General features: G+C 46.2%; 21 protein-coding genes and 1 pseudogene. 16 read left to right on the plus strand and 6 right to left on the minus strand.

Annotated features, from left to right (window positions below; all coding sequences use genetic code 11):
* Positions 1 to 54 precede the first annotated feature (54 nt).
* Positions 55 to 939 carry a TetR/AcrR family transcriptional regulator gene (locus ACE6ED_RS07230; protein WP_410826429.1) on the plus strand — a complete coding sequence of 295 codons (885 nt, stop codon included), beginning with the start codon at positions 55 to 57 and terminating at the stop codon, positions 937 to 939.
* Positions 940 to 1,116: 177 nt separating this feature from the next.
* Here the strand turns inward: ACE6ED_RS07230 and ACE6ED_RS07235 are convergent.
* A pseudogene (locus tag ACE6ED_RS07235) lies at positions 1,117 to 2,007 on the minus strand (SDR family oxidoreductase).
* 178 nt (positions 2,008 to 2,185) lie between these two features.
* On the opposite strand from ACE6ED_RS07235, the gene ACE6ED_RS07240 reads away from it, so the two are divergent.
* On the plus strand, positions 2,186 to 2,827 hold the full coding sequence (locus ACE6ED_RS07240) for a TetR/AcrR family transcriptional regulator (protein ID WP_410826430.1): 642 nt from the start codon (positions 2,186 to 2,188) through the stop codon (positions 2,825 to 2,827).
* Between the two features lie 12 nt (positions 2,828 to 2,839).
* Here the strand turns inward: ACE6ED_RS07240 and ACE6ED_RS07245 are convergent, their stop codons facing one another.
* From ACE6ED_RS07245 to ACE6ED_RS07255, 3 genes are all read right to left on the minus strand, one after another.
* Positions 2,840 to 3,676 (minus strand): CPBP family intramembrane glutamic endopeptidase, encoded by an 837-nt coding sequence (locus ACE6ED_RS07245; RefSeq protein WP_410826431.1) that lies wholly within the window; start codon positions 3,674 to 3,676, stop codon positions 2,840 to 2,842.
* Between the two features lie 79 nt (positions 3,677 to 3,755).
* Positions 3,756 to 4,409, minus strand: a complete 654-nt coding sequence (locus ACE6ED_RS07250) for a response regulator (RefSeq protein ID WP_410826432.1) — start codon at positions 4,407 to 4,409, stop codon at positions 3,756 to 3,758.
* A complete protein-coding gene (locus ACE6ED_RS07255) occupies positions 4,396 to 5,574 on the minus strand; it encodes a sensor histidine kinase (RefSeq protein ID WP_410826433.1) in 1,179 nt (392 codons plus the stop codon). The genes ACE6ED_RS07250 and ACE6ED_RS07255 overlap by 14 nt, the downstream gene beginning before the upstream one ends.
* A gap of 184 nt (positions 5,575 to 5,758) precedes the next feature.
* Here ACE6ED_RS07255 and ACE6ED_RS07260 point away from each other — a divergent pair, with 184 nt between their 5' ends.
* From ACE6ED_RS07260 to ACE6ED_RS07285, 6 genes are all read left to right on the plus strand, one after another.
* Positions 5,759 to 6,916 carry a winged helix-turn-helix domain-containing protein gene (locus tag ACE6ED_RS07260; protein WP_410826434.1) on the plus strand — a complete coding sequence of 386 codons (1,158 nt, stop codon included), beginning with the start codon at positions 5,759 to 5,761 and terminating at the stop codon, positions 6,914 to 6,916.
* A gap of 93 nt (positions 6,917 to 7,009) precedes the next feature.
* A complete protein-coding gene (locus ACE6ED_RS07265; RefSeq protein WP_410826435.1) occupies positions 7,010 to 7,579 on the plus strand; it encodes a TetR/AcrR family transcriptional regulator in 570 nt (189 codons plus the stop codon).
* Positions 7,580 to 7,697: 118 nt separating this feature from the next.
* Positions 7,698 to 8,819, plus strand: a complete 1,122-nt coding sequence (locus tag ACE6ED_RS07270) for an ABC transporter permease (protein WP_410826436.1) — start codon at positions 7,698 to 7,700, stop codon at positions 8,817 to 8,819.
* Positions 8,819 to 9,514, plus strand: a complete 696-nt coding sequence (locus ACE6ED_RS07275; protein WP_410826437.1) for an ABC transporter ATP-binding protein — start codon at positions 8,819 to 8,821, stop codon at positions 9,512 to 9,514. The genes ACE6ED_RS07270 and ACE6ED_RS07275 overlap by 1 nt, the downstream gene beginning before the upstream one ends.
* Positions 9,515 to 9,579: 65 nt before the next feature.
* The gene (locus ACE6ED_RS07280; RefSeq protein WP_410826438.1) at positions 9,580 to 9,903 is read left to right on the plus strand and encodes a heme oxygenase; all 324 of its coding nucleotides are present in this window, start codon (positions 9,580 to 9,582) and stop codon (positions 9,901 to 9,903) included.
* A gap of 126 nt (positions 9,904 to 10,029) precedes the next feature.
* Complete coding sequence (locus ACE6ED_RS07285; RefSeq protein WP_410826439.1) at positions 10,030 to 10,440, plus strand: VOC family protein; 411 nt, start codon at positions 10,030 to 10,032, stop codon at positions 10,438 to 10,440.
* Between the two features lie 112 nt (positions 10,441 to 10,552).
* Here the strand turns inward: ACE6ED_RS07285 and ACE6ED_RS07290 are convergent, their stop codons facing one another.
* Entirely contained in the window at positions 10,553 to 10,915 is a 363-nt protein-coding gene (locus tag ACE6ED_RS07290) for a winged helix-turn-helix transcriptional regulator (RefSeq protein WP_410826440.1), read from the minus strand.
* Between the two features lie 104 nt (positions 10,916 to 11,019).
* Here ACE6ED_RS07290 and ACE6ED_RS07295 point away from each other — a divergent pair, with 104 nt between their 5' ends.
* Positions 11,020 to 11,412, plus strand: coding sequence for a RidA family protein (locus ACE6ED_RS07295; protein WP_410826441.1), 393 nt, complete (start codon positions 11,020 to 11,022; stop codon positions 11,410 to 11,412).
* 122 nt (positions 11,413 to 11,534) lie between these two features.
* Here the strand turns inward: ACE6ED_RS07295 and ACE6ED_RS07300 are convergent, their stop codons facing one another.
* Positions 11,535 to 13,541, minus strand: a complete 2,007-nt coding sequence (locus ACE6ED_RS07300; protein WP_410826442.1) for a serine hydrolase — start codon at positions 13,539 to 13,541, stop codon at positions 11,535 to 11,537.
* A 238-nt stretch (positions 13,542 to 13,779) separates the two neighbouring features.
* Here ACE6ED_RS07300 and ACE6ED_RS07305 point away from each other — a divergent pair, with 238 nt between their 5' ends.
* From ACE6ED_RS07305 to ACE6ED_RS07335, 7 genes are all read left to right on the plus strand, one after another.
* Positions 13,780 to 14,367 (plus strand): sensor domain-containing protein, encoded by a 588-nt coding sequence (locus ACE6ED_RS07305; protein WP_410826443.1) that lies wholly within the window; start codon positions 13,780 to 13,782, stop codon positions 14,365 to 14,367.
* Positions 14,368 to 14,443: 76 nt separating this feature from the next.
* Positions 14,444 to 16,255, plus strand: coding sequence for a response regulator (locus ACE6ED_RS07310; RefSeq protein ID WP_410826531.1), 1,812 nt, complete (start codon positions 14,444 to 14,446; stop codon positions 16,253 to 16,255).
* A gap of 168 nt (positions 16,256 to 16,423) precedes the next feature.
* Positions 16,424 to 17,278 carry an ABC transporter ATP-binding protein gene (locus tag ACE6ED_RS07315; protein ID WP_410826444.1) on the plus strand — a complete coding sequence of 285 codons (855 nt, stop codon included), beginning with the start codon at positions 16,424 to 16,426 and terminating at the stop codon, positions 17,276 to 17,278.
* Positions 17,271 to 17,924: an ABC-2 transporter permease gene (locus tag ACE6ED_RS07320; protein ID WP_410826445.1), complete on the plus strand. Its 654-nt coding sequence runs from the start codon at positions 17,271 to 17,273 to the stop codon at positions 17,922 to 17,924. The genes ACE6ED_RS07315 and ACE6ED_RS07320 overlap by 8 nt, the downstream gene beginning before the upstream one ends.
* Entirely contained in the window at positions 17,924 to 18,289 is a 366-nt protein-coding gene (locus ACE6ED_RS07325; protein WP_410826446.1) for a GntR family transcriptional regulator, read from the plus strand. Before ACE6ED_RS07320 ends, ACE6ED_RS07325 begins: the two co-directional genes overlap by 1 nt.
* Before the next feature lie 216 nt (positions 18,290 to 18,505).
* Positions 18,506 to 18,910 (plus strand): VOC family protein, encoded by a 405-nt coding sequence (locus tag ACE6ED_RS07330; protein WP_410826447.1) that lies wholly within the window; start codon positions 18,506 to 18,508, stop codon positions 18,908 to 18,910.
* Positions 18,911 to 19,253: 343 nt separating this feature from the next.
* Entirely contained in the window at positions 19,254 to 20,444 is a 1,191-nt protein-coding gene (locus ACE6ED_RS07335) for a winged helix-turn-helix domain-containing protein (protein ID WP_410826448.1), read from the plus strand.
* Positions 20,445 to 20,556: the final 112 nt, after the last annotated feature.

Raw genomic sequence — 20,556 nt, forward strand, 5'->3', positions numbered from 1 at the left:
TGTTCATAATTTTGTACTATGAGTTTAAAGTTGTCAAGCGGGGGATACATGAGGATGAGTGTAACCAAACAGGATATTATTCGTTCGGCTTCTAAGATGTTTAAAGAAAAAGGGTTTCTGGGGACCTCAATCCAGGAAATTGCTCAGGACTGTTCCATTGCAAAGGGCTCGGTGTACAAATATTTTCCGTCCAAAGAGGACTTATTGTGCGCGGTTTTCGACGAGTGCCAAACGGTTTATTTTGACCGGGCCGAGCACCTGAAACAAACCGGGACGGGCACTCCCAAGGAGCGGCTCGTCAATCAAATCGTATTTCGCTTTCAGTATTTTATTGAATACAGTCACATTATGGTTGACTTCATAGATCTTCCTATTACGCAATACGCAACTTTCCGTTCACTACGGAATCATGTCCGCGCCCGTATGATGGAGTGGCATAGATATTGGCTGCTTGAAGTTTATGGGGAGAGAATCGAACCGTTTTTATGGGATCTGATTTTTATTTACCGCGCGATCCTGAAGGACTATCTGCAGCGCATCATCTTCGAGGTGAAGCTGCTATCGATAGAGGATACAGCTTGGTTCATCGTCGATAAAATGGATGCGCTAGTCGAACATATGTCTAGGTCAGGCTCGAAGGGGCTGCTTGGACAAACCGCCTTCACAAAGTTTATTCATTCAGACTCAAAGGATTGGAATAACGAAAAAGAAAAAATGATCGAAGAATTGTTCGGCAGAGTGACCGCTTTGCTTGAGTCTTGGCCCAGCGGGCTCGCTCGGCGGAGAGAGCTGCAAGAGATTGTTCAATTGCTGGGAACGGAGATCTCTCAGACTCAGCCCAAGAGATCGCTCATTCAGGCGCTGTGCGCCTATCTGGAACAAGAACAGGAGCTGAGAAGTCCGGTCATTCAGTTGAAGCAAATGGTCCTGGAAGAGTGAGAAAGCCTGATATTACATAGAGACTAGCTTTTGCAAAAGGCATCCGATTGAGTCCATTTCGAACTCGCTATAAAGGTGTTACGGTGAGCCGTATCACAAGTAAAGAAACTCGCTGTTATCGCAGCGAGTTTTTTTCATATGGAAATCTAAGTCCCTAACTGTAAATCGATTGCGAAGTTATTTCAAATTGTTGAAGTAGTGGCCCTGCTCAAGGTCTGGGATCAGGCCAGGGTGGACCGGTTGCCATCCTAAGCGTTCCCTTGTCAGCGCGCTTGACGCTGGATTATCAGTGGAAGCGGCGAAGGAGAGCCATCCGAAGTGAACGTCTGCCTCTTCACGGGTGATGCTGGCCACCGGCAAGTTCAGGTGACGCCCGATAACGCTGGCAATATCCCGGAAGGGCACTCCCTCATCGGCGACCCCGTGATAGATAGCTCCCATCTCGCCTTTTTCAAGCACCAGTCTGAAGAGACGGGCTGCATCCAATTGATGTACTGCCGGCCATCGGATGAGTCCATCTCCCACATAGGCCGAAACCCCTTTTTGGCGCGCGATCTTGATGAGGGTCGGAACGAAGCCCTGCTCCCCCTTACCATGTACAGAAGGCGCAAGGCGGACGATCTATGATCGCACCCCGTGACTAGCCAACGCAAGCGCTGTCTCCTCGGAGCGCCGCGGCGTAGATTGCGTCGATGCCTGTTCTTCCGTCCCCAGGATTCCTGGTATGAGCATCAACGTGCCTGAGGTGGCCACGAAAGGTTTCCCCGTACCCTTGAGCACCGATCCCATGGCTTCGATCGCCAGACTGTCGGCTGCTGCGGCTGCCTCAAAGCTGGCGAAGTCGTGTTTGAAAGCCAAGTGAATGACGCCGTCCGCTGACCCAGCGCCTTCTCGCAGGCTGTCAAGGTCATCGAGGTCGCCGTGGTGCGCTTCGGCGCCAGCTGCCGTCAACGCCTCGGCGGACTTATCGGAGCGGGCGAGTCCAACAACCTGATGCCCCCCCTCGAGAAGTTCGCGTACGACGGCAGAACCGATGAACCCTGTTGCACCCGTTACAAATACACGCATAATATTCATCCTTTCCCCTCAATGGCATGATTAGGTACAAGACAGATTATACAGCAAGCGATTAGCAAAGTAAACTAAATTAACTGAATTAGTTAATTTATTAAGTTTGGTTAATTGAGTTTGTGGTAATTTTGATTTTGCTATACTATTGGAATAAGCATCAAAGGGGGCTTAAGTCATGAGAAAACCGATGAGCGCAAGTCACTATTTGAATAAAATCAAACCGATCGTTCGAAAAACAAAGTTCAGCCAATTGAGAATAGACGATATCGCAAAATATATGGATATTAGTAAAGTGACGCTATATAAACACTTTTCATCCAAAGAGGATATCATCGAGCAGGTTGTCGAATATGAAGTTCAGTACTTGCAGCAGGCGGATCTCGTTGTAAACGATGATTCCCTCTCTTATGCAGACCGCTTCCAAAAAACATTCCTGCAGTCGCTGCTGTGCGTTGTTTATATATCTGACCTGTTCCTGCAAGACCTCAAGGAATTCTACCCGGCGCTTTATGATAAGCTTGTCATGGCCCAACAAAATCGAAATAAGAATCTACAGGCTTTTTTTGAAACCGGGATGGACCGGAAGGTATTCAACAGAATGAACCCCGTGCTGCCCTTGATTCAAGATGACGCCACACTGCGGCGCTTTATGGAACCAACTTTCAGTATTCACTGGTATGATCTTACGTTGAAGCAAGCAATAATCGAATATTATAAGATGAAACAGTATCAAATGATTAAGCCGGAACATCTAGATACGATTGACGACTCCAATTTTGAGAGTCAGGTAGCGGAAATTTTATTAACCATTTCGTGAGAGAGAAACAAATCATGGCCGTTTCCGTGCAGCGCCGATTAGCATCGGAATGGCAATCACAAGCCCTAGGACCACCGTAACAATAGAGCCTTCCAGGCCAAAATCTCCCCCAGTGAGCAATGCTGCGCCGTTTGTCTTCACAGTAAACAACCCGGCCGCAGGGTGTCCGGACACAGGAATGCCAAGTAAACCTTCAAGTGCATTCCAAGCAAAATGCAGCCCCATGGCGAACCACAAATTGCGCCGCCACAAGAATGCAGCTCCGAGCAGAACCCCTGCTTCTAGGGTGATGGCAAGCGCGCTCCATAGGGTTGCTCCAGGATTGCCAAGATGAAAGACTCCAAAGGTAAGCGAGGTTATTGCGAGTGCAATCCAGCTGCCCCCTAATTTCTGTATAGCTTGAAGCATCAGTCCACGAAAGACCAGTTCTTCGACGATGGCTGCGCTCAGCGATGTTTCAATGGATGTCATGAGAATTGAACCCGGATCTGCAGCACCCGCCCATTGAAAGGAATAGCCGCCGAGCATAACGATAATAAGCGTAGATACTGCGATAAAAATTGCTCCCGTGATTATGCCAAGGCCTGCTTCCACCCCTGCGTGCTGGCCGGATAGCTCTGGAATGGGCCGCTGAGCCACATATTTCATAATAAGCTTATATACCAGGATGGCTGCTAAGCCCAACAGGAGTGTTAAGAATAGGGAACCAGCCCCTTCTACTCGCTCGGTCAGCACAAGGAATAATCCCTGTACAAGAATGATAGCGGCCGCACCCACAAGCATCCAGATTATTGGAAGGCGAAGCAGCTTCTCTATGCTGTTGGACCTTATTTTCTTCATGTCTTTCATCAGCTCCTATAACGTTTGGTAGTTATGAGTTTATGCTGAAAAAGTCATAAAGGCATAGTGCGCTTTGGTCATGACATGGTTACTTGTGATCCAATATGCCCGAATCTCGGGCTATGCGGGCAGCTTCCCGCCTTCCCTTGACATGAAGCTTCGAATAAATCGTTGAGATGTAATTTTTAACTGTCCCCTCACTAAGAAAAAGCGCCTCAGCAATGTCTTGATTGCGCAGGCCGGAAGCCAGCTTATGCAGCACTTCAAGTTCACGGGCACTGAGCCCGTATTCATTACTTTTTACGGCTGAGGACTGGTTCATGCTCATGCTTTTAATCATTTTTCCCGCCATCTCTTGTGTTATTAAGGTGCCTCCCGCATGAACCACGCGTATACCTGCAGCAAGATCCTTGGGGTGGATGGCCTTGAGCAGATAACCTTCTGCGCCATGACTTAACGCCGCAAGCACATACTCCACTTCCCTATAAGAGGTCAGCATAATAATTTTGATGTCAGGGAATCGCTTCTTAATCAGGGCCGTTGCAGCCACGCCGTCCATGACAGGCATGTTGATATCCATCAGCACAATGTCGGGCTGAAACTGCTCGCATCCATGCACGGCCTCCTCCCCATTTTTCGCCAACGCAGCTATTTCGATATCTTCCTCCATGGACAGCACGATATGTAAGCTTTCCAGGATCAATTCTTGATCATCAGCAATCAGCACCTTAATGTTCGACATGCAGCAGCACTCCCTTCAGCGGAATTTCACATCTGACTTCGGTAATCGCCTCAATTTCTTCCCTAGAATTCACGGACAAGCTGCCTCCCAATCGCTCAATTCGATGCTTCATCGTGGTCAGGCCAAAACCATAATCCATTTTTTTAATCGGTATTCCGTTATTTCGAACAATTAATTGCAGCATGTCCACGGCAAACTCCAGCTCCAAATACAATTGAGACGCCTTTCCATGTTTTAGCGCATTCGTAAAAGCTTCCTGAATGACACGGAGGACCGTTTGCCGCACTTCAAAATGTACCCTGGGCTCTGTCCCCAGCAGATTGACGGTGAGTACAGTTCCCGTGTGCTCTTGGAAACGGTGGACAAGGTTCTCTACCTGCTGTGTAAGACTCGCCCCATCTTCTTCTCCCATTTCATGAACAATGTTCCGCATGTCGTCCAAATTTTGTTCAGCGAGTGCCCTTAAGCGGATCAAACGGCCTTTGACCTCTTCAGGCTTCCGGTCCAAAAGGGCAATTGAAGCATCAAGGCTCATTATAAGTGCGATAAAGGAGTGCCCCAATGTATCATGAAGCTCCTTCGACATACGGTTGCGCTCTTCTTGAAGCGTCATGGTCTCGATTTCCGCAGAGTAGAGGGTTAGCAGTTTATTTTGCCGCTCCACTTCTAGTGCCAGTTTATTTTTCTCTTCATAGGCTTTGGCTATGGAGCTGACCCATATGCCGATGAAGCAGAACAGCACATTGTCTGATGCGAAGCTGAACGCCTGCTCCCAAGGCAAATGCAAGTACGTCTGCGATAGAAAAGGTATCAAAGCCACGACAGGAATAACCCAGATTGTCTTCTTCGTCATTAAGTATCCCATGATAAGACTGAGCAGCAAATAGTCCGCCCTTGAAGTGAGATCCGGATGGATGGCAGAATTCACATAATAAGAACCGCCAAGCAGCAGCTCCAGTATGCAGAACCAAGTCTTGTTATTTCTACGTCCAGGGAACCAGAACAGCATAGGGACGACAAGCGCCAGAGTTAGCCAAATGATATTCACTACCGTCAGGATCGAAAACTCACTTTTTTCCAATAGACGAGACGCCAGCAAAATATAGTGATACGAACGAAGGGCAAACAGGCCCCAATCCATGAAAGATAATATTTTTTGTTTCATATCGACATCCCACGTTTCCAATAAAAATAATTCAGCACCAGCGTCCAGTGTATCAATTGTAAGGGAAAAATATGTTAATTAACACATTTTGTTGTTCCCGTAATTTCTGCTTTATCTCTTGAAGCCGGCTGGTATACTGAATTCATGAACTTGAAGTTTTTGTAGGAAAGCAGAGGTTTAATGCATGCACCTAGAATTACACGCAAGCGAATATAAAGTAACTGCCGAAGGTTTAACGGTAGAGCTGCTGCCCAAGGAGTTCGCTCTTTTGCAATTTCTTTATCGAAATAAAGGCCGTATATTCAGCCGGGAACAGCTGCTGGATAAGGTATGGCCGCTGGAATATCCGGTTGAGCGAACAGTGGATGACCATATATACAGGCTTCGCAAGAAGCTGGATTCTTTCGCAGGCTTGGAAATCAAGACGGTCCGTGGACTTGGCTATAGCCTGGCTGTTCACCGTGCCAACAACGTAGCGGAAGCGAACCCCACGGTCAGGGATCCGGAGCTAAATGAGACGATGCGGGATATATTCGAAAAGTACCACCAATACGGCCAAGGCCGTTCAATGCTGACCCTTGCACGCCAACAGGATGTGCTTGGCTATGCGTTGGATCCGTTTTATTCCGTCTATATCCGATTTGTACAAGGAGATCTGGCATGGCTGCTGAACACGGACGAGGTTCGGCTAAGCGAACGCTTTTATTCCCTGTTGGTGTTTTATATTCTCACGGGCAACCCGAAACAGAAGCTGGCCATCTGCGAGCGGGTACTAGAGAAAAAACTATTGTCTCCAGCGCAGCATAGGGAACTGGAGATTCTCAACATTCTTGATTGGTATGCGCTGGCGGGAGAGCCGGATAAAGCACTGGAACGTTTGAAGTTAAGTCATACCGTAATCGCCGACCCTAATTATGAATATTTCATCCCGCAGACGGCGATTTCGGAGCTGTTTGTGCATCTGGTCGCAGGGGCGGAGGATTGCAAGCTGGAGAAGATGGCGGAAGCCATTGAAGCCAAGATATTGTCCGTCAAGCCTTTTTTGCGGGAGACCGGCAGTTACAAGGTGGTTAAGGGACTGTGGATGCTGCGGCGTGAGGCATGGCGCGAAGCGGAGAATCTGCTGGACGAAGGACTCCAGGTGTTGGACAGGTCCGGTTTTGTGCCGATAAAGATGTATGGCCTGTACCGGATTATTCATTACTGCGGCATGTTTCCTCCGGAGAAAAAATTGCAGCTGAAATATACAGATCTTTATGAAGAAGAACTGGAGCGGATCGGCCTCCAAAAGCTGTTAGGGCCGCTGGAGGCTACGGTGCTGAGCGAGCTAAACCGTTTCTGATTGTGATATTATTTCCTATATTTAAAGGAGATTAGCAGGGCGAAGTTTTTGTTACAATGAAGCTATGGATAGCAATTAGGGACGGTGATTAATATGGGAAGAAAGCAGGTTTTTACAAAATCGGAGTTGCTTGATCAAACCAAGAGAGTGCTGCTGGAATACGGTTATGAGGGGTTTCAGCTTAAATTGTTATCGAAAAGCCTGGTCGGGGCAAGAAGTACAATTTACCAATACTATGCCAATAAAGAGGAAATTGTTGCTGCATGTATGAAGCGATCCATGGAGAATGTGCTGCAGAAAGCGTCGGCTATTGATGAAACGGATTGCATGAAAGCCCTTCAACAACTGCTGGATGTATATCTGGAGGAAGCCAGTTTCCATCAATTGCTTGGGTATGCAAACAAAATAAACAAGGATAATTCTGCGGCAGCGGCCAATGATCTTGAATTTATTGAACAGGCGCATGTGACTTTGAAAAATCAACTGGAGCGATTGTTTGCTCATGCCCAAGAAGAGGGGCACTTAAATACGAGCATCCCACTTCCCGCCATAATAGGTGTCTTTTTTAACCTGATTGATACTCCCAATATGATGAACATTCCTACACCTCAGTGGAGTAAGCTATTGTACCAAATGTGGCTAGGAGGGGTAGGACGGAGATAGAGAGCACATATATATTTGACACTCGTGTCGATTAAGGCCTATAATGAACCTGTGCTAGTCGAGAAATGATCAATTCGACACAGGTGTCAAATAAAATGATTGAGGAGAGGAGTAGCCTATGTTTTTAGCATTGAAGGAATTAAGACATAGCAAGACAAGGTTTTTGATGATTGCTATCATCTTTGTGCTTATTTCTTGGTTGGTATTTATATTGTCAGGTTTAGGTAATGGGTTATCTACGCTTGCGGCTTCGACGTTTAAGACCATGAAGGCTGATTATGTGGTTTTCGAACAAGGATCGAAGGCTTCAATGAGCAAGTCTTTATTGTCTAATGATTTGTCAGCTAAATTAGCAGAAATTCCGAATGTAAGTGCAACTTCACCTATGGGAACCATTATGGCATCGGCCATCAAAGGGAGCTCTAAGTTGAATGAGGACAAAGTAGATATAGCGATTATTGGAATTAATCCGGGGAGCTTCCTTGAGCCGGCCGTTACAGAAGGTACGGGGCTGACTTCCAGTCAAATGACGAACGTTATCGTCAATGAAACGATGAAAGACGAAGGATTTAAGCTTGGGGACACCTTCCAGTTAGATGGTTCGGCAGAATCGTTGACGATTGTCGGCTTTGTCAAGAATCAGACGTATAATCACGTATCCGCTGTATTTACACCTATTGAAGAATGGCGCAAGCTTGCGTTTGCGGCACCGGGCTCCGATAAGGGAGTCACGGAGCCCGTCAACGCGATTATGCTCCAAGGTAAAGATATTGATCCGAATATCATAGATGAACAGCTTTCAGGTACCGATACGGCTACTCGTGCCGAAGCGGTTCAGGGAATGCCCGGCTACAAAGAAGAGAATGGCACAATCACGATGATGCTTGCATTCCTGCTAGCGATTTCTGCATTCGTTATTGGCGTGTTCTTCTATGTATTCACCATGCAGAAGTCCAACCAGTTCGGGATTATGAAAGCAATCGGGGCTAAAAATGGATTCTTAAGCAAAGCCGTAGTCTCACAGGTGTTCGTCTTATCGCTCTCAAGCATTGCCGTTGGCACCTTATTGACCTATGGGACAGCGGCAATCATGCCCAAAGGCATGCCGTTCATGCTAGATACGAAGCTGGTGATTATATATTCCCTTGTTTTGCTGGTAATCTCACTACTTAGCTCGTTGGTATCTGTTCGCACAATTTCAAAAATTGATCCGCTTAGGGCACTTGGGAGGGTGGAATAATGACTAAGGGTTTGCAAATAACAGAAGTTTCTAAATATTACAATGAAGGATTAAATCGTATCGTGGCATTAGACCGAGCGTCCATAAAAGTGGATCCCGGGGAGTTCGTCGCAGTGGTGGGACCGTCCGGTTCGGGCAAAAGCACCTTCTTATCTGTTGCGGGCGCACTGCTTAGAGTTTCTTCGGGAGAAGTTCTTTTAAATGGGAAGGACTTATCGAAGCTGTCAGACAGGCAACTATCCGATATCCGATTGCATGAGATTGGCTTCATCATGCAGGCCTCCAATTTGGTTCCATACCTGAATGTTCTTGATCAGTTGCTTGTCGTAAAGCGGATGTCGGGTACGGTTCGTGCAGCAGACAAAGCTTTTGCTGTAAAATTACTAGAGGAATTGGGTCTAGGTAAAAAGCTGAAGAGCTACCCGGAGGAGCTGTCTGGGGGAGAGAAGCAGCGTATCGCTATTGCCCGCGCGTTAATTAATGATCCCAGTGTCATATTAGCAGATGAACCTACAGCAAGCCTGGATACCAAGCGCGCCCATGAAGTTGTTTCCTTGATTGCCCATGAGGTGAGAACACGCCGCAAAGCGGCCATCATGGTCACACACGATGAGCGGCTGCTTACCTACTGCGACAAGATGTATCGGATGGAAGACGGCAAATTAATGCTAGCGGAACTGGAGTCCATCTATTAAGATTTAATAGTATCTCTTAATTTTGTGAGCCATAAATATATCCGAAAATTAGGGAGATGGTACAGATGATCGTTGTCACGAACAGAATTAAAGTGAAAAAGGGAATGGGCGCAGCAATGGCGCCGAGATTTACAGCACCAGGTCCGCTGGACACTTTTGAGGGTTTTGTAAAAGTAGAAGTATGGTTGACACAGAACGTAACTGAATACGATGAGCTAAATGTAAATATGTATTGGGAGAATACTGAATCCTTTACAGCCTGGAGAAATAGTGATGCTTTTAAATCGGCACACAAACGTCCGGAACCAGGTTCAGGAGGAGAAAATAAAGAATCTCCAGTTCTCGGAAGTGAAATTATAACTTATGAAGTGGCATCCGTAAAAAACTGATTTGGCGCCCTAATACGACAGACAGGTTATATAACCAATCTGTTGCTGTGTAAACGTGTACCCATAGTTTTGCGATAATTTCAGTGATTCTGAAAACATTAAAAGTAAATTTATGGGGGCGAAATCATGAGCAAACCACCACAGGCTAACGAAAGCAATTTTCAAGCAAGCCCGATCAAAAACAAAATCGGGAGCATTTTTATCCCGGTAAGTGATATTAAGAGGTCACGCAGCTGGTACTGCAGGGTTTTGGGGCTGGATGAAAACGACTGCGAGATCATGAGCGGCCACTTGTGCCCTTTGCCAATGGAGGGAACCGGAATCATTCTTGATACGATGCCTAAGTGGGGCGGGGATCAACCCGGCGGGGCTCCTTCCATTGAGGTTCCTGCAATAATGCTTTTAACAGAAGATCTAGAAGGCTCATTGGATTATATGAAGAAGACCGGTGCGGAACTTGTAACCGGAATAGAGCATAATCATTGGTTTGTTGTAAAAGATCCGGACGGGAATAAGTTGATGATTTGCCGGGAATAGAACTCCGTTCTCAATAGGGGCAGCCATATGGGATATTGGGTTTAGATAGAGGGTATATATCTGGAATTGAATAGTAAGGCAGGGAAATAGGAAGATGTATGACAGGCCGTTGTCATACGTCTTCTTTTGTTATCGTGGAAGGCCGATGGTGTTCTCCCCACTCACACAACCCTTCCAGAATGGGTAGCAGGGCTTTCGCTTTTTCTGTAAGCCGGTACTCAACCTTTGGAGGGATTTGAGGATATTCCTTCCGGTCCACCATTCCATCCTGCTCCAGCTCTTTAAGCTGTGAGCTCAATGTTTTATACGTAATGGCCCCGATTTGTCTCTTCAGATCGTTAAATCGAACCGGCTCGTTCTCCGCCAGAAGGTAAATAATCACCATCTTCCACTTGCCGCCAATGACGGATAGGGTGTAACCGAAGGGGGTGTCTTGAAGATGCTTCACTTTGCCTTTGTATTCGGCCATACTCATGCTAACACTATCCTTTCTGATAGTACCTATCAATAAGGTGCGTACTATTTTTTTGTTTGCCATCATTTTATACTAACCATACATTGAACGAAAGGAGAACAAACATGGGGATAGCAAAAACGTTTGATCACGGTGTTGCATGGGAGGAAGGGAGCGGCATCTCCCAGGGGTATGCAATTAACGGCACGATCTATGTCTCGGGTCAATTTTCCCACGATATGCAGGGCACATTCGTTGGTGCGGGGGACATCGAGGCACAGACCAGGCAGACACTTGAGAATTTAGATCGTGTACTGGAGGGGTTCGGCGCCACAAAGTCAAACCTTGCTTATGTTGAGGTTTACCTAACAGACGTGAGGGAGCATTTCGAGCCTTGCATCCAGTTGTTTAAAGAATATATGGGGCAGCACCGTCCCGCCGGCAGTCTCATTGGTGTGACAGCGCTGGCGTTCCCTGAGCAATTGATAGAGATCAGCGCTGTCGCTCACATCAACTAACGAACATGATCATCGGGGACCGATTGAGCCGTTTCGAAAAACTGTAAGTTTTCTATGATCATGCTTGAAAGCCACTCCGTCTAGAGTGGCTTTCGGCAAGTTTGGAGTCCTGAAAAAATAGTTTATTTGCTCTTGATGGGCAACGTATAGTAGCCAAACGCAAGATCAAGCAAAGCACTGGCTTCTTGACGAAGCAAAGGCTGTTTCGAGCGGAAATCGACGGAACTATCCGCTTGTACTTTTGTATCCGGGTCTACAATACCTTGAGAAACTAGTGTGGTAATCGCTTTAACCGCCCAAAGGTCCGTGTCACCCGTCAGCTTGATTTCCCTTGCAGGTTCCGCTTGTTTTAGATTTTGAATCATAACCGCTGCGGCTTGTCTTGTTATTGGGGCATTACGGTCAAATCCAGGTATGCCGGACACGATCTTTTCTTTATTGCTCTCAAGAATATCGCTAAATGTATCCCATCCATGGGCAAGAATAGCGGCATCCATAAACTCGCCTTGGGTCATTGTGCCGCGTGGCTCAAAGAGGTTGCCAGATTTAGCGCTTATAATATCAAAAGCATGCAGATTGTTGATGTGGGTTTTATAGACGCTGTCATTAGGCACATCTGCGAACGCTGGCTTCGGATGCACTTTACGGGCATCAGAACCATAGTCCAAGGAATTGGGATTCGTATAATAGAAGTATTCAATTCGATTTTTATGATCTTTTTTGAAAGCCAGTTTGTTCCCGGATTCATCCTCAAACAACAGGGGATTTACCATTTTTAAGGTGTGCTTGCCGCTGGTCCCTGTCTCCATTAGCAGGTTTCCATTTGCATAAGTAAAGTTGGATTTTAAGAAATGAAATCGTGTATTCTGATAAGCGCCCACGTATTTAGCCGCGTCTGACTCACTTAGTGGGAGGTAAGTCTTTTTCTCCGGGACTCTCTCGTCAGGAAAGTAACGGTCCATAAAGGCTTCATAAACTTCTAAACTCATCATCGAATCATTGTTGTAAGACATGTAAAAAGCCGTTTTTTCCTCCGGTAATAACACGACCAAAGATTGATGACCAGGCAAGTTGCCTCCCTTGAGGACGACATGACGGCCATTCATGAGATCATTACGATAGCCTTCAAACCCTCCAACCGTCGTCATGGGAATTGATTTATCGGCAAACACGGAGTAGGTTTGCATTTGCTTAACCGTTTGTTTGCTGATGATTTGCTTCCCTCCAAATCTCCCCTGTTGTTGAAACATGATTAGATACTTGGCCATATCATCTCCTGTTGAGAGGATACTGCCCTGGCCCCCATCTGTTGGCGAATTTCCCATAGCCGGATGAGGTTTGCCATCTTCACCGTAGTGTGTTGCCATTCTGGCCAGAAGCTTTGGAGTGAAACGAGTGCTGGTGGAGTTCATTTTTAATGGCTGAAACACATTTTTTTCCATATACTGCGAAAACGACATACCGCTTACGGTCTCTATCGCATAACTAGCAAGCAGGAAAGCAAAATTGTCATAAGTATAAGCTTCTCCAGGTGTCCGAACGACTGTTGGCATATGTTCTGTCATAAACTTCTTCATTGGAATAACTTGATTCACATACTCAGGTGCAACATAGAGTGCTTTATCCGGATAATCAAATCCTGCTGTGTAGGTCAGCATATTGTACATGGTTAACGGTTTATTCGTTTTATTAGGTATTTTCATGCCGCCAAGGTACTCGGTGATATCGTGCTTGAGATTAATTTTTCCTTTTTCTGCAAGCTGCAAGGCCGCTAAGGCGGTAAATGTCTTTGAAACGGAAGCGATTTGGAAGACGGTATTTTTATCTACAGGTATTTTCTTTTCTTTATTGGCATAACCGTACCCTTTATTTACGAGCACTTTGCCGTCTTTCACGAGTACAAAATTGGATCCATTCACATTGTATTTCTTCATTTTTTCCGCAAACACAGGGTCCATGAACGCTTGGATTTCTTTGGGGTCCACGGGGCCTTTCAGGCTTGCCTTAATCGCTGGCTTAGAGACGGCTTGCCCAGGTGCTGCATAGGATTCCGGCGCTGAAAAAGCTGTAACAACAGTTGAAGATAACAGTAGAGCTGCGAGAGCGAGATTGCGAGTCCTTTTTTTCATAACATATTCTCCTTTAATGGTTATGGGTATCGCTGTACATCGAGCGGATAACACGTTCCAAGTATCTCAGCCTACGTGTCATCCTAACCAGTTACCTTCTGTCACCTCTTTGTATTCTGTCTTCTAAAAGGCCTTGGGTTTCTGTCATATGACATTTTGACACTAGAAATCATAAGGGCAGGTGGAGTAGACTACAGACGGTTAAAGTGGCTCAACAACCAATGGAGGTGTAACAAACTTGAAAAAACGGCTCATCCACCAAATGCAAAATGTAGTCTTCTTGCTGCTTACTTTCACTACGGGATTGTTTTACTTCTGTTTTTACCTAGTTAGCATAACGCTTGGGGTAAGTCTGTCCTTTACATTGATAGGACTTCCCCTGCTTACCTATGTGATGCGGACTACGCAAACCTTTGTACAATATGAACGTGTTCAAACGAAGATTTATACGGATATCTCAATAGAGCCATACGAATGGAAACACCCCATAGAAGGCCCGCTTTGGATACAGGCGAAAGCAGAGCTTATGGACCGGCGTAACTGGAGCACGATCTTTTGGTTGATGCAGAAATTTGGGCTAGGGGTTGTTTGTCTTATCGGTACGGTTGTCTTGTATATCTTGCCTTTGACTTTAATTCTGGCCCCTTTCCTGGTCTCTTTTGGGGAAATCCGCATGTTGGGTATCACGATAGATACATTGGGAAAATCTTTGTTTGTTACGGCTCTGGGTCTTGCTCTTGCCTTCCTTGGCTCATGGATCGGTGATGGGGCAGTACGAATGATTGGTGCATATACGCGTCATATGATCAAAGCGATTAAAGATTAACATTTTCAGTGCTTACAGACGGAGATTGCTTTATTATGGGAAGGAACGGTTGAAGGAGGTGACTGATTTGTTTGATATGGTAAAACAGTGGTTTTGGTATGACTGGATCATGCTGATACTGCGGCTTACAATTTGTGTTTCCCTTATTTTCACCATAGTACAAGTGCATGAGCAGTTGACGTTGCCTTTGTGGGGAGTTGTTTTTTGGGAGATTGCGGCTTTTTCTGTCCCTTGGCTTTGTTTGCTGCTTAACTTTCGTTATTATCTCGTTGCAGAAATAATCCTTTCCGGCGGAATAAGCTTATATCTGGTTACTTTATTTCCTGAAGCCTATCTTGTTTTTCTGCTGCCCGCATTCATGATCGCAGCCAATAGCGCTCATAATTCTTATCGCTGGTCGCTTCCTATCACCATTTTTGTTATTCCAATACTGATCAATGCGGTCTCCCAACAGCCTACTCCCTGGTTGTCGATTGTTCACACAGGATTGGCTTATACGATAGGTTTTGTCTTTCATCTACTCGTAGTCAATCATCGGCAAAATGAGATTATTCGTGACCAGAATACCGTATTAAAACAGTATGTATCCCAAATTGAACGTGTAACGATCCTCGAGGAGCGAAACCGCCTCTCCAAGGAACTGCACGATACGATAGGTCATTCCTATACGTCCATCATCATGGGAATGGAAACTTTACGACCTGAATTAACTACAAGCGCTGCCCAAGATAGGCTGGATTCTTTGCTGGATTTGGCGCGTAAGAGCATAGGTGAAGTCAGACGATATGTACATCAAATGGATTCACCTGAAAATAGACTGCCGTTAATTGAGGCCTTAAAGAAACTCATAGACGAGTTTCAGGCAAACTCCAGCGTCAGCGTTCGGTTTAGACCCATAGGGGAAGAATTCCCGTTACCAAGACAGGCCCAAATAACCTTTTATCGCTGCCTGCAGGAATCTTTAACTAATGCAGTAAGGCATGGCCAGGCAACAGAAATTATAGTTTCTTTACATTTTGAGCAGCGGCAGACCCGGCTTGAAGTGCAGGATAACGGTCGAGGAGCCGAGCAGCTGGAGGAAGGCTTCGGATTGGCAGCTATGAAAGAACGGGCTTTTAATCTTCAAGGGCAAATCTCTGTTTACTCCAAATCAGGCGAAGGAACGGTCGTGACCTGTACATTGCCAAGGCAGGTGGAGCTTCCTGGCGAAGTTATCCGGGTGCTCGTTGTTGACGATCAGCCGTTCATTCGGGAAAGCCTCCGAATCCTCCTGGAAGGGCAACAGGACCTGCAAGTGGTTGGTTTGGCCGAGGATGGTCAGCAAGCTGTGACTATGTGCGGGCAGATGCAGCCGCAAGTGGTACTAATGGATTTGGACATGCCGAATATGGATGGTGTTTCAGCAATAAAAATAATAAAACAGAATTGGCCGGACATTCAGGTGCTGATCCTGACCACCTTTCAAGAAAAAGAAAAAGCCATTGAGGTACTGCGAAGTGGAGCGGACGGCTATTTGTTGAAGTCCATGGAGCCCGGCGAGTTGGCGGAAACGATCCGCCTCATTCATCGGGGGGGCACGATTATCGCTCATGATATGTCGGCAAAATTGTTTGAAGATCTTGAGATGTCCGAAACAGAGGCAGAAGCCCAACGAATAGAGACGAAGCCATTGGAAGCGAAGCCTTTGGAAGCCTATGGACTAACTCCGCGCGAATTAGAAATTTTACAGTTGGTAACCCAAGGGCTGCGTTATAAAACGATTGCTGCGAAACTCTACTTGTCTGACGGAACGGTGAGGAATTATGCCTCATCTGTGTATCTCAAATTAGACGTGCGCAATCGGGAAGAAGCGGTGCGGAAAGCACTGGCAGCCGGGATTCTGCAATGATAGACGAGGACCCACAGTCTGGACACTTTAAATAAAGGTGTACGGGCTGTGGGTTCTTTTTGCGTATGAAGCAGCAAATTAATCATGGCAGGTATTGACAAAACCAGCTCACGCAAGTTATATTGTGCATGCACGATATACACAATATGATGAGGAGGGATGGATGCAGTGCTCGCATTGGATATTCGGAATGTAAATAAGAGTTACCCCAACTTTCAACTAAGGAATGTATCGTTCCAATTGGAAAAAGGCTATATTATGGGTTTTATTGGTGCGAACGGAGCAGGAAAGACCACGACGATAAAATCAATTTTGAATATGACCCGCATGGACAGCGGGGAAATTCATGTATTCGGGAAAAATATGGCCGAGTATGAACTGGAGTTGAAGCAGGAAATTGGGTACGCTATGGGCGGCGTAGACTTCTATACCCGGAGCAAACTTAAGACCTTGACCGATGTGATCAAGAAGTTCTATGCCCATTGGGACGAGGAAACGTACCGCAATTACCTTCGGAAATTTAAGCTGGATGAAAAAAAACGGATTGCCGAGCTATCGACGGGAATGAAGGTGAAATACAGTATTGCCCTTGCCTTGTCCCATGGGGCAAAGCTTCTCATTCTCGACGAACCGACAAGCGGGCTTGACCCGGTTGCAAGGAACGAACTGTTGGATATTTTCCAAGGACTCGTCGCTGATGGAGAGATCAGCATTTTATTTTCGACGCATATTACTTCAGACTTGGAGAAGTGCGCCGATTTTATAACCTTCATTGCAAATGGGCAGATCATTCACAGTGGTGAGAAGGAAGAGTTCAAAGAATCCTATCTTCTTCTAAATGGTGCTGCGGCCCAACTAAACCAAGTGAAGGACAAACTGATCTCCTATAAGCAGAATTCATTTGGTTTTACGGGATTGATTCCGGCAAAAGACTTCGATCGCTCCTGGAACATGAAAGCTTCCACACCGAGCCTTGAGGAGATTATGGTTTATTTCGCGAAGAAGGAGGAGGAATATGTATAACCTGGTGATGAAGGATGTAAGGTTGGCCGTGCCCCCCTTTTTCTTTCTGTTTCCTTTCTTGTTTGGCGCCTTAATGCTCATTCCCGGTTGGATTTACTTTGTTGTCCCGCTGTATTTCTGCTGGATTACGATTCCGAATGTATTCAACCAATTTAAAGCGCAAAACGATTTGATGTTTACGTCGGTAATGCCTGTCTCCAAACGGGATATGGTAAAGGCAAGGGTAACTGTTATCGTCGGTTTAGAGCTGATGCATATCGTGACTGCCGCGGTCTTCGGTTCCATTTCGATGATTTTGTATCCGGACGTAACCTATCTTTTCTTCCCGCCCAATATGGGTTTCTGGGGGTTAAACCTTGTTATGCTTGCGATCTTTAACCTCATCTTTATCCCGATGTTTTATAAGACGGCTTATAAATTCGGCTGGGCGCTGCTCGCAGCCGTTATGGCCGCCATGCTGTTCGCCGCCATCGCCCAATGGCTGGGCATTCAAAGCCCGGTTGTGAATGAGATTTTCTACGGAACCGAGGCGCAGCAAGTGACGCTCCAAACCTTCATCCTGATCGCTGGAATTGTAATTTTCGCGGCGTTCTCCATGATAGCCTATCGGCTGGCGGCCAAACGGTTCCTCAGAGTGGAAATCTAATGAATATCGCGATCTCGAACGCATCGGACAAACCGATTTACCAGCAGCTTTTTGAGCAGATCAGCGCCCAGATTCTAAAAGGAGAGCTGGAAAACGGTTATTGTCTTCCGCCGATCCGGCAAGCGGCCCAGGAGCTTAGCATCAGTGTGATTACCGTCAAAAAGGCTTGGGAAGAACTGGAGAGATGCGGATTGATCCATACTATAACGGGAAAGGGCTGTTTTGTCGCCGAACTGTCGCCCGATCAGAAATTGCAAATCCGGGATGAAATGATCCTTAAGCAGATGCTTCTCGACACCTCCTACTACAAGTCTTTTGGCCTAACTTTGGATGAAGTGATTGAGATGTTGAAAAAGGTATATTAGGCAGGAGGAGCTGACGAACGCTGTACCGAAATGAATCATTTCGAAGTCAGATACGTGAGGAAGCCCGAAAAATTCTAGAACGCTACTGACAAAACGTTGTCAGTAGCGTTTTATTATGATCGGACAGTAAACGTAATAGAGAGAGAAGTAAAAATACAACGGCTAAGGGACACAGCCTATAGCCTAATCCATTATTACTAGGAAGGATGATATATCGTGAACTTTGCTTCTGTACGCATTATAACGGATGACGTGGACCGTCTCGTCGAATTCTATGAGAATATTATGGGGGTTTCAGCGGAGCGGCCCGCGCCTGTATTTGCCGAACTCGTTGCGCCATCATGTACTCTTGCAATCGGCCACTCCCAGACGGCGCAGCTATTCGGTGCCGATTCCGTAGTTGCGGAGAATAATCGCTCTGTCATTATTGAGTTCCGCGTCGACGATGTCGAGGCCGAATATGTGCGCTTGAAGCCACTTGTTGATAATTGGGTAAAAGAACCGACCACGATGCCGTGGGGGAACCGTTCTATGCTGTTCCGTGATCCCGACGGCAACCTTCTTAACCTCTTCACGCCGGTGACTGAAGATGCGATTAAACGGTTTAGAGGTAGACATTGACGTCGGCCGGGCCTGCGAGACACGGCCCAAGCCGCATGGCGCGAAGTTCAGAAGATAGAAGATAGTCAACCATTAAGATAGCGGTACAGGACGGGTAATTCTATCTAAACTTGATCTGGCGTGAGGGGGAATAAAGATGGCATTCCGTTCTTGAGACGCAAACTTGCTTCACAATTGATCTTGCATGCGTAGATCGGCACCTTTCTTAATATCTGAGCTGTATTTCTGGAGGGAACAAATGTTTGTGTTTTTTCTTTCCTTTTGAGTAAATACTTTGTATGATAAAAGAGAGCCTTCACACCTTCGTTTTTATACTGCACTAAACTAAGAGGCAGGTGCAACCATGATCCAATTAACCAACCGTCAGGCAAGGCAATTTCTGTTGTTGAAGCATGGGCTTTTGGGCGAATACAAATTTAGCGGGAAGCAGGGCGTATTGGATTTTGCCCGTCAGGTTGGCTGTATTCAATATGATCCCATCGATATTTGCGGAAAAAACGCCGAATTGGTGTTACAGTCGCGGATCAAAGGATTTACCAAGGGAATGCTCGCCGAATTGTTGTATGAGGACCGGAGTCTTGTCGATTATCCCGACAAAAACCTGGCCATTATCCCTGTCGAGGACTGGCCCTATTTTGAACGATACAGGCAAGCCGCCCGGCTTCATGCCGAACGTTATCCTGCAATGGAAGCATTGACAGCGCAGGTGCGAGCTCATATCCAAACTCACGGCGCACTAAGTTCGGATGATTTGAAATTGGATGGAGATTTTTCCTGGCAATCGGCCATCCACTGGAGCGGCGGGAACAATTCATCCCGGTCTGTGCTGGAACAGATGTATTCGACGGGGGAGTTGATTATCCATCATAAAAAAGGGACGCGCAAATATTACGATCTTGCCACAAAATACATACAGCCCCATCTGCTGAATGCAGCAGAGCCGCTGGAGGATGAGCTTGAGCATCATAAGTGGCGGGTACTGCGCCGAATTGGTGCGGTTGGCCTCTTATGGAACCGCGCGTCAGATGCATGGCTGAATATATGGGGACTAAAAGCAGCGCAGCGCAACGAAGTTTTTCGCCAGTTATTACATGAAGCCCGCATAGTTGCTGTAGCTGTGGAACATACGAAGGATATGCTGTACTGCCTTGCGGAGGATATGCCGCTTATTGAAACCGTTCTGCAGAATCAGAAACCGGAATTGCGCTGCGAGCTCATTGCGCCTCTGGATAATTTAATGTGGGACCGGAAACTTATCAACGAATTGTTTGGTTTCGACTATACTTGGGAGATTTACACGCCAGCAGCCAAACGAAAATTCGGCTATTATGTGCTGCCTCTATTATATGGAGAGAGCTTTATAGGACGAGCTGAGATCATCGTGGAGCGGAAAACGCGAACGCTTGTTGTCAAAAACATCTGGTACGAAGACGGCGTGCAGCAAACACCGCACTTGCAAACAGCCTTGAACAATTGTCTCCAAAGGTTTGCGTTATTTAACGAGTGTGAGACGGTTCGGAAACAGATATTGTAAACCTAATGCAGATTTTAAAGGAAAAGGAAGTTTATAAACAAATTGGAAGATAACCTCGAGCTAAGGACGAAGAGAGCAAAAATATATTGCATCGTATCATAGCAGAGTCAAA

Source organism: Paenibacillus nanchangensis, assembly GCF_046543445.1.
GTDB classification, from domain to species: Bacteria; Bacillota; Bacilli; order Paenibacillales; family Paenibacillaceae; genus Paenibacillus_AQ; species Paenibacillus_AQ nanchangensis.

Bases quoted from the DNA above. Each gene is read 5' to 3' on its own strand.
- ACE6ED_RS07255 (WP_410826433.1), bottom strand. From the start codon at position 5,574: ATGAAACAAAAAATATTATCTTTCATGGATTGGGGCCTGTTTGCCCTT.
- ACE6ED_RS07290 (WP_410826440.1), bottom strand. From the start codon at position 10,915: ATGAGTATGGCCGAATACAAAGGCAAAGTGAAGCATCTTCAAGACACC.
- ACE6ED_RS07295 (WP_410826441.1), top strand. From the start codon at position 11,020: ATGGGGATAGCAAAAACGTTTGATCACGGTGTTGCATGGGAGGAAGGG.
- ACE6ED_RS07250 (WP_410826432.1), bottom strand. From the start codon at position 4,409: ATGTCGAACATTAAGGTGCTGATTGCTGATGATCAAGAATTGATCCTG.
- ACE6ED_RS07325 (WP_410826446.1), top strand. From the start codon at position 17,924: ATGAATATCGCGATCTCGAACGCATCGGACAAACCGATTTACCAGCAG.
- ACE6ED_RS07280 (WP_410826438.1), top strand. From the start codon at position 9,580: ATGATCGTTGTCACGAACAGAATTAAAGTGAAAAAGGGAATGGGCGCA.
- ACE6ED_RS07260 (WP_410826434.1), top strand. From the start codon at position 5,759: ATGCACCTAGAATTACACGCAAGCGAATATAAAGTAACTGCCGAAGGT.
- ACE6ED_RS07240 (WP_410826430.1), top strand. From the start codon at position 2,186: ATGAGAAAACCGATGAGCGCAAGTCACTATTTGAATAAAATCAAACCG.
- ACE6ED_RS07320 (WP_410826445.1), top strand. From the start codon at position 17,271: ATGTATAACCTGGTGATGAAGGATGTAAGGTTGGCCGTGCCCCCCTTT.
- ACE6ED_RS07285 (WP_410826439.1), top strand. From the start codon at position 10,030: ATGAGCAAACCACCACAGGCTAACGAAAGCAATTTTCAAGCAAGCCCG.
- ACE6ED_RS07275 (WP_410826437.1), top strand. From the start codon at position 8,819: ATGACTAAGGGTTTGCAAATAACAGAAGTTTCTAAATATTACAATGAA.
- ACE6ED_RS07335 (WP_410826448.1), top strand. From the start codon at position 19,254: ATGATCCAATTAACCAACCGTCAGGCAAGGCAATTTCTGTTGTTGAAG.
- ACE6ED_RS07300 (WP_410826442.1), bottom strand. From the start codon at position 13,541: ATGAAAAAAAGGACTCGCAATCTCGCTCTCGCAGCTCTACTGTTATCT.
- ACE6ED_RS07265 (WP_410826435.1), top strand. From the start codon at position 7,010: ATGGGAAGAAAGCAGGTTTTTACAAAATCGGAGTTGCTTGATCAAACC.
- ACE6ED_RS07245 (WP_410826431.1), bottom strand. From the start codon at position 3,676: ATGAAAGACATGAAGAAAATAAGGTCCAACAGCATAGAGAAGCTGCTT.
- ACE6ED_RS07230 (WP_410826429.1), top strand. From the start codon at position 55: ATGAGTGTAACCAAACAGGATATTATTCGTTCGGCTTCTAAGATGTTT.
- ACE6ED_RS07310 (WP_410826531.1), top strand. From the start codon at position 14,444: ATGGTAAAACAGTGGTTTTGGTATGACTGGATCATGCTGATACTGCGG.
- ACE6ED_RS07270 (WP_410826436.1), top strand. From the start codon at position 7,698: ATGTTTTTAGCATTGAAGGAATTAAGACATAGCAAGACAAGGTTTTTG.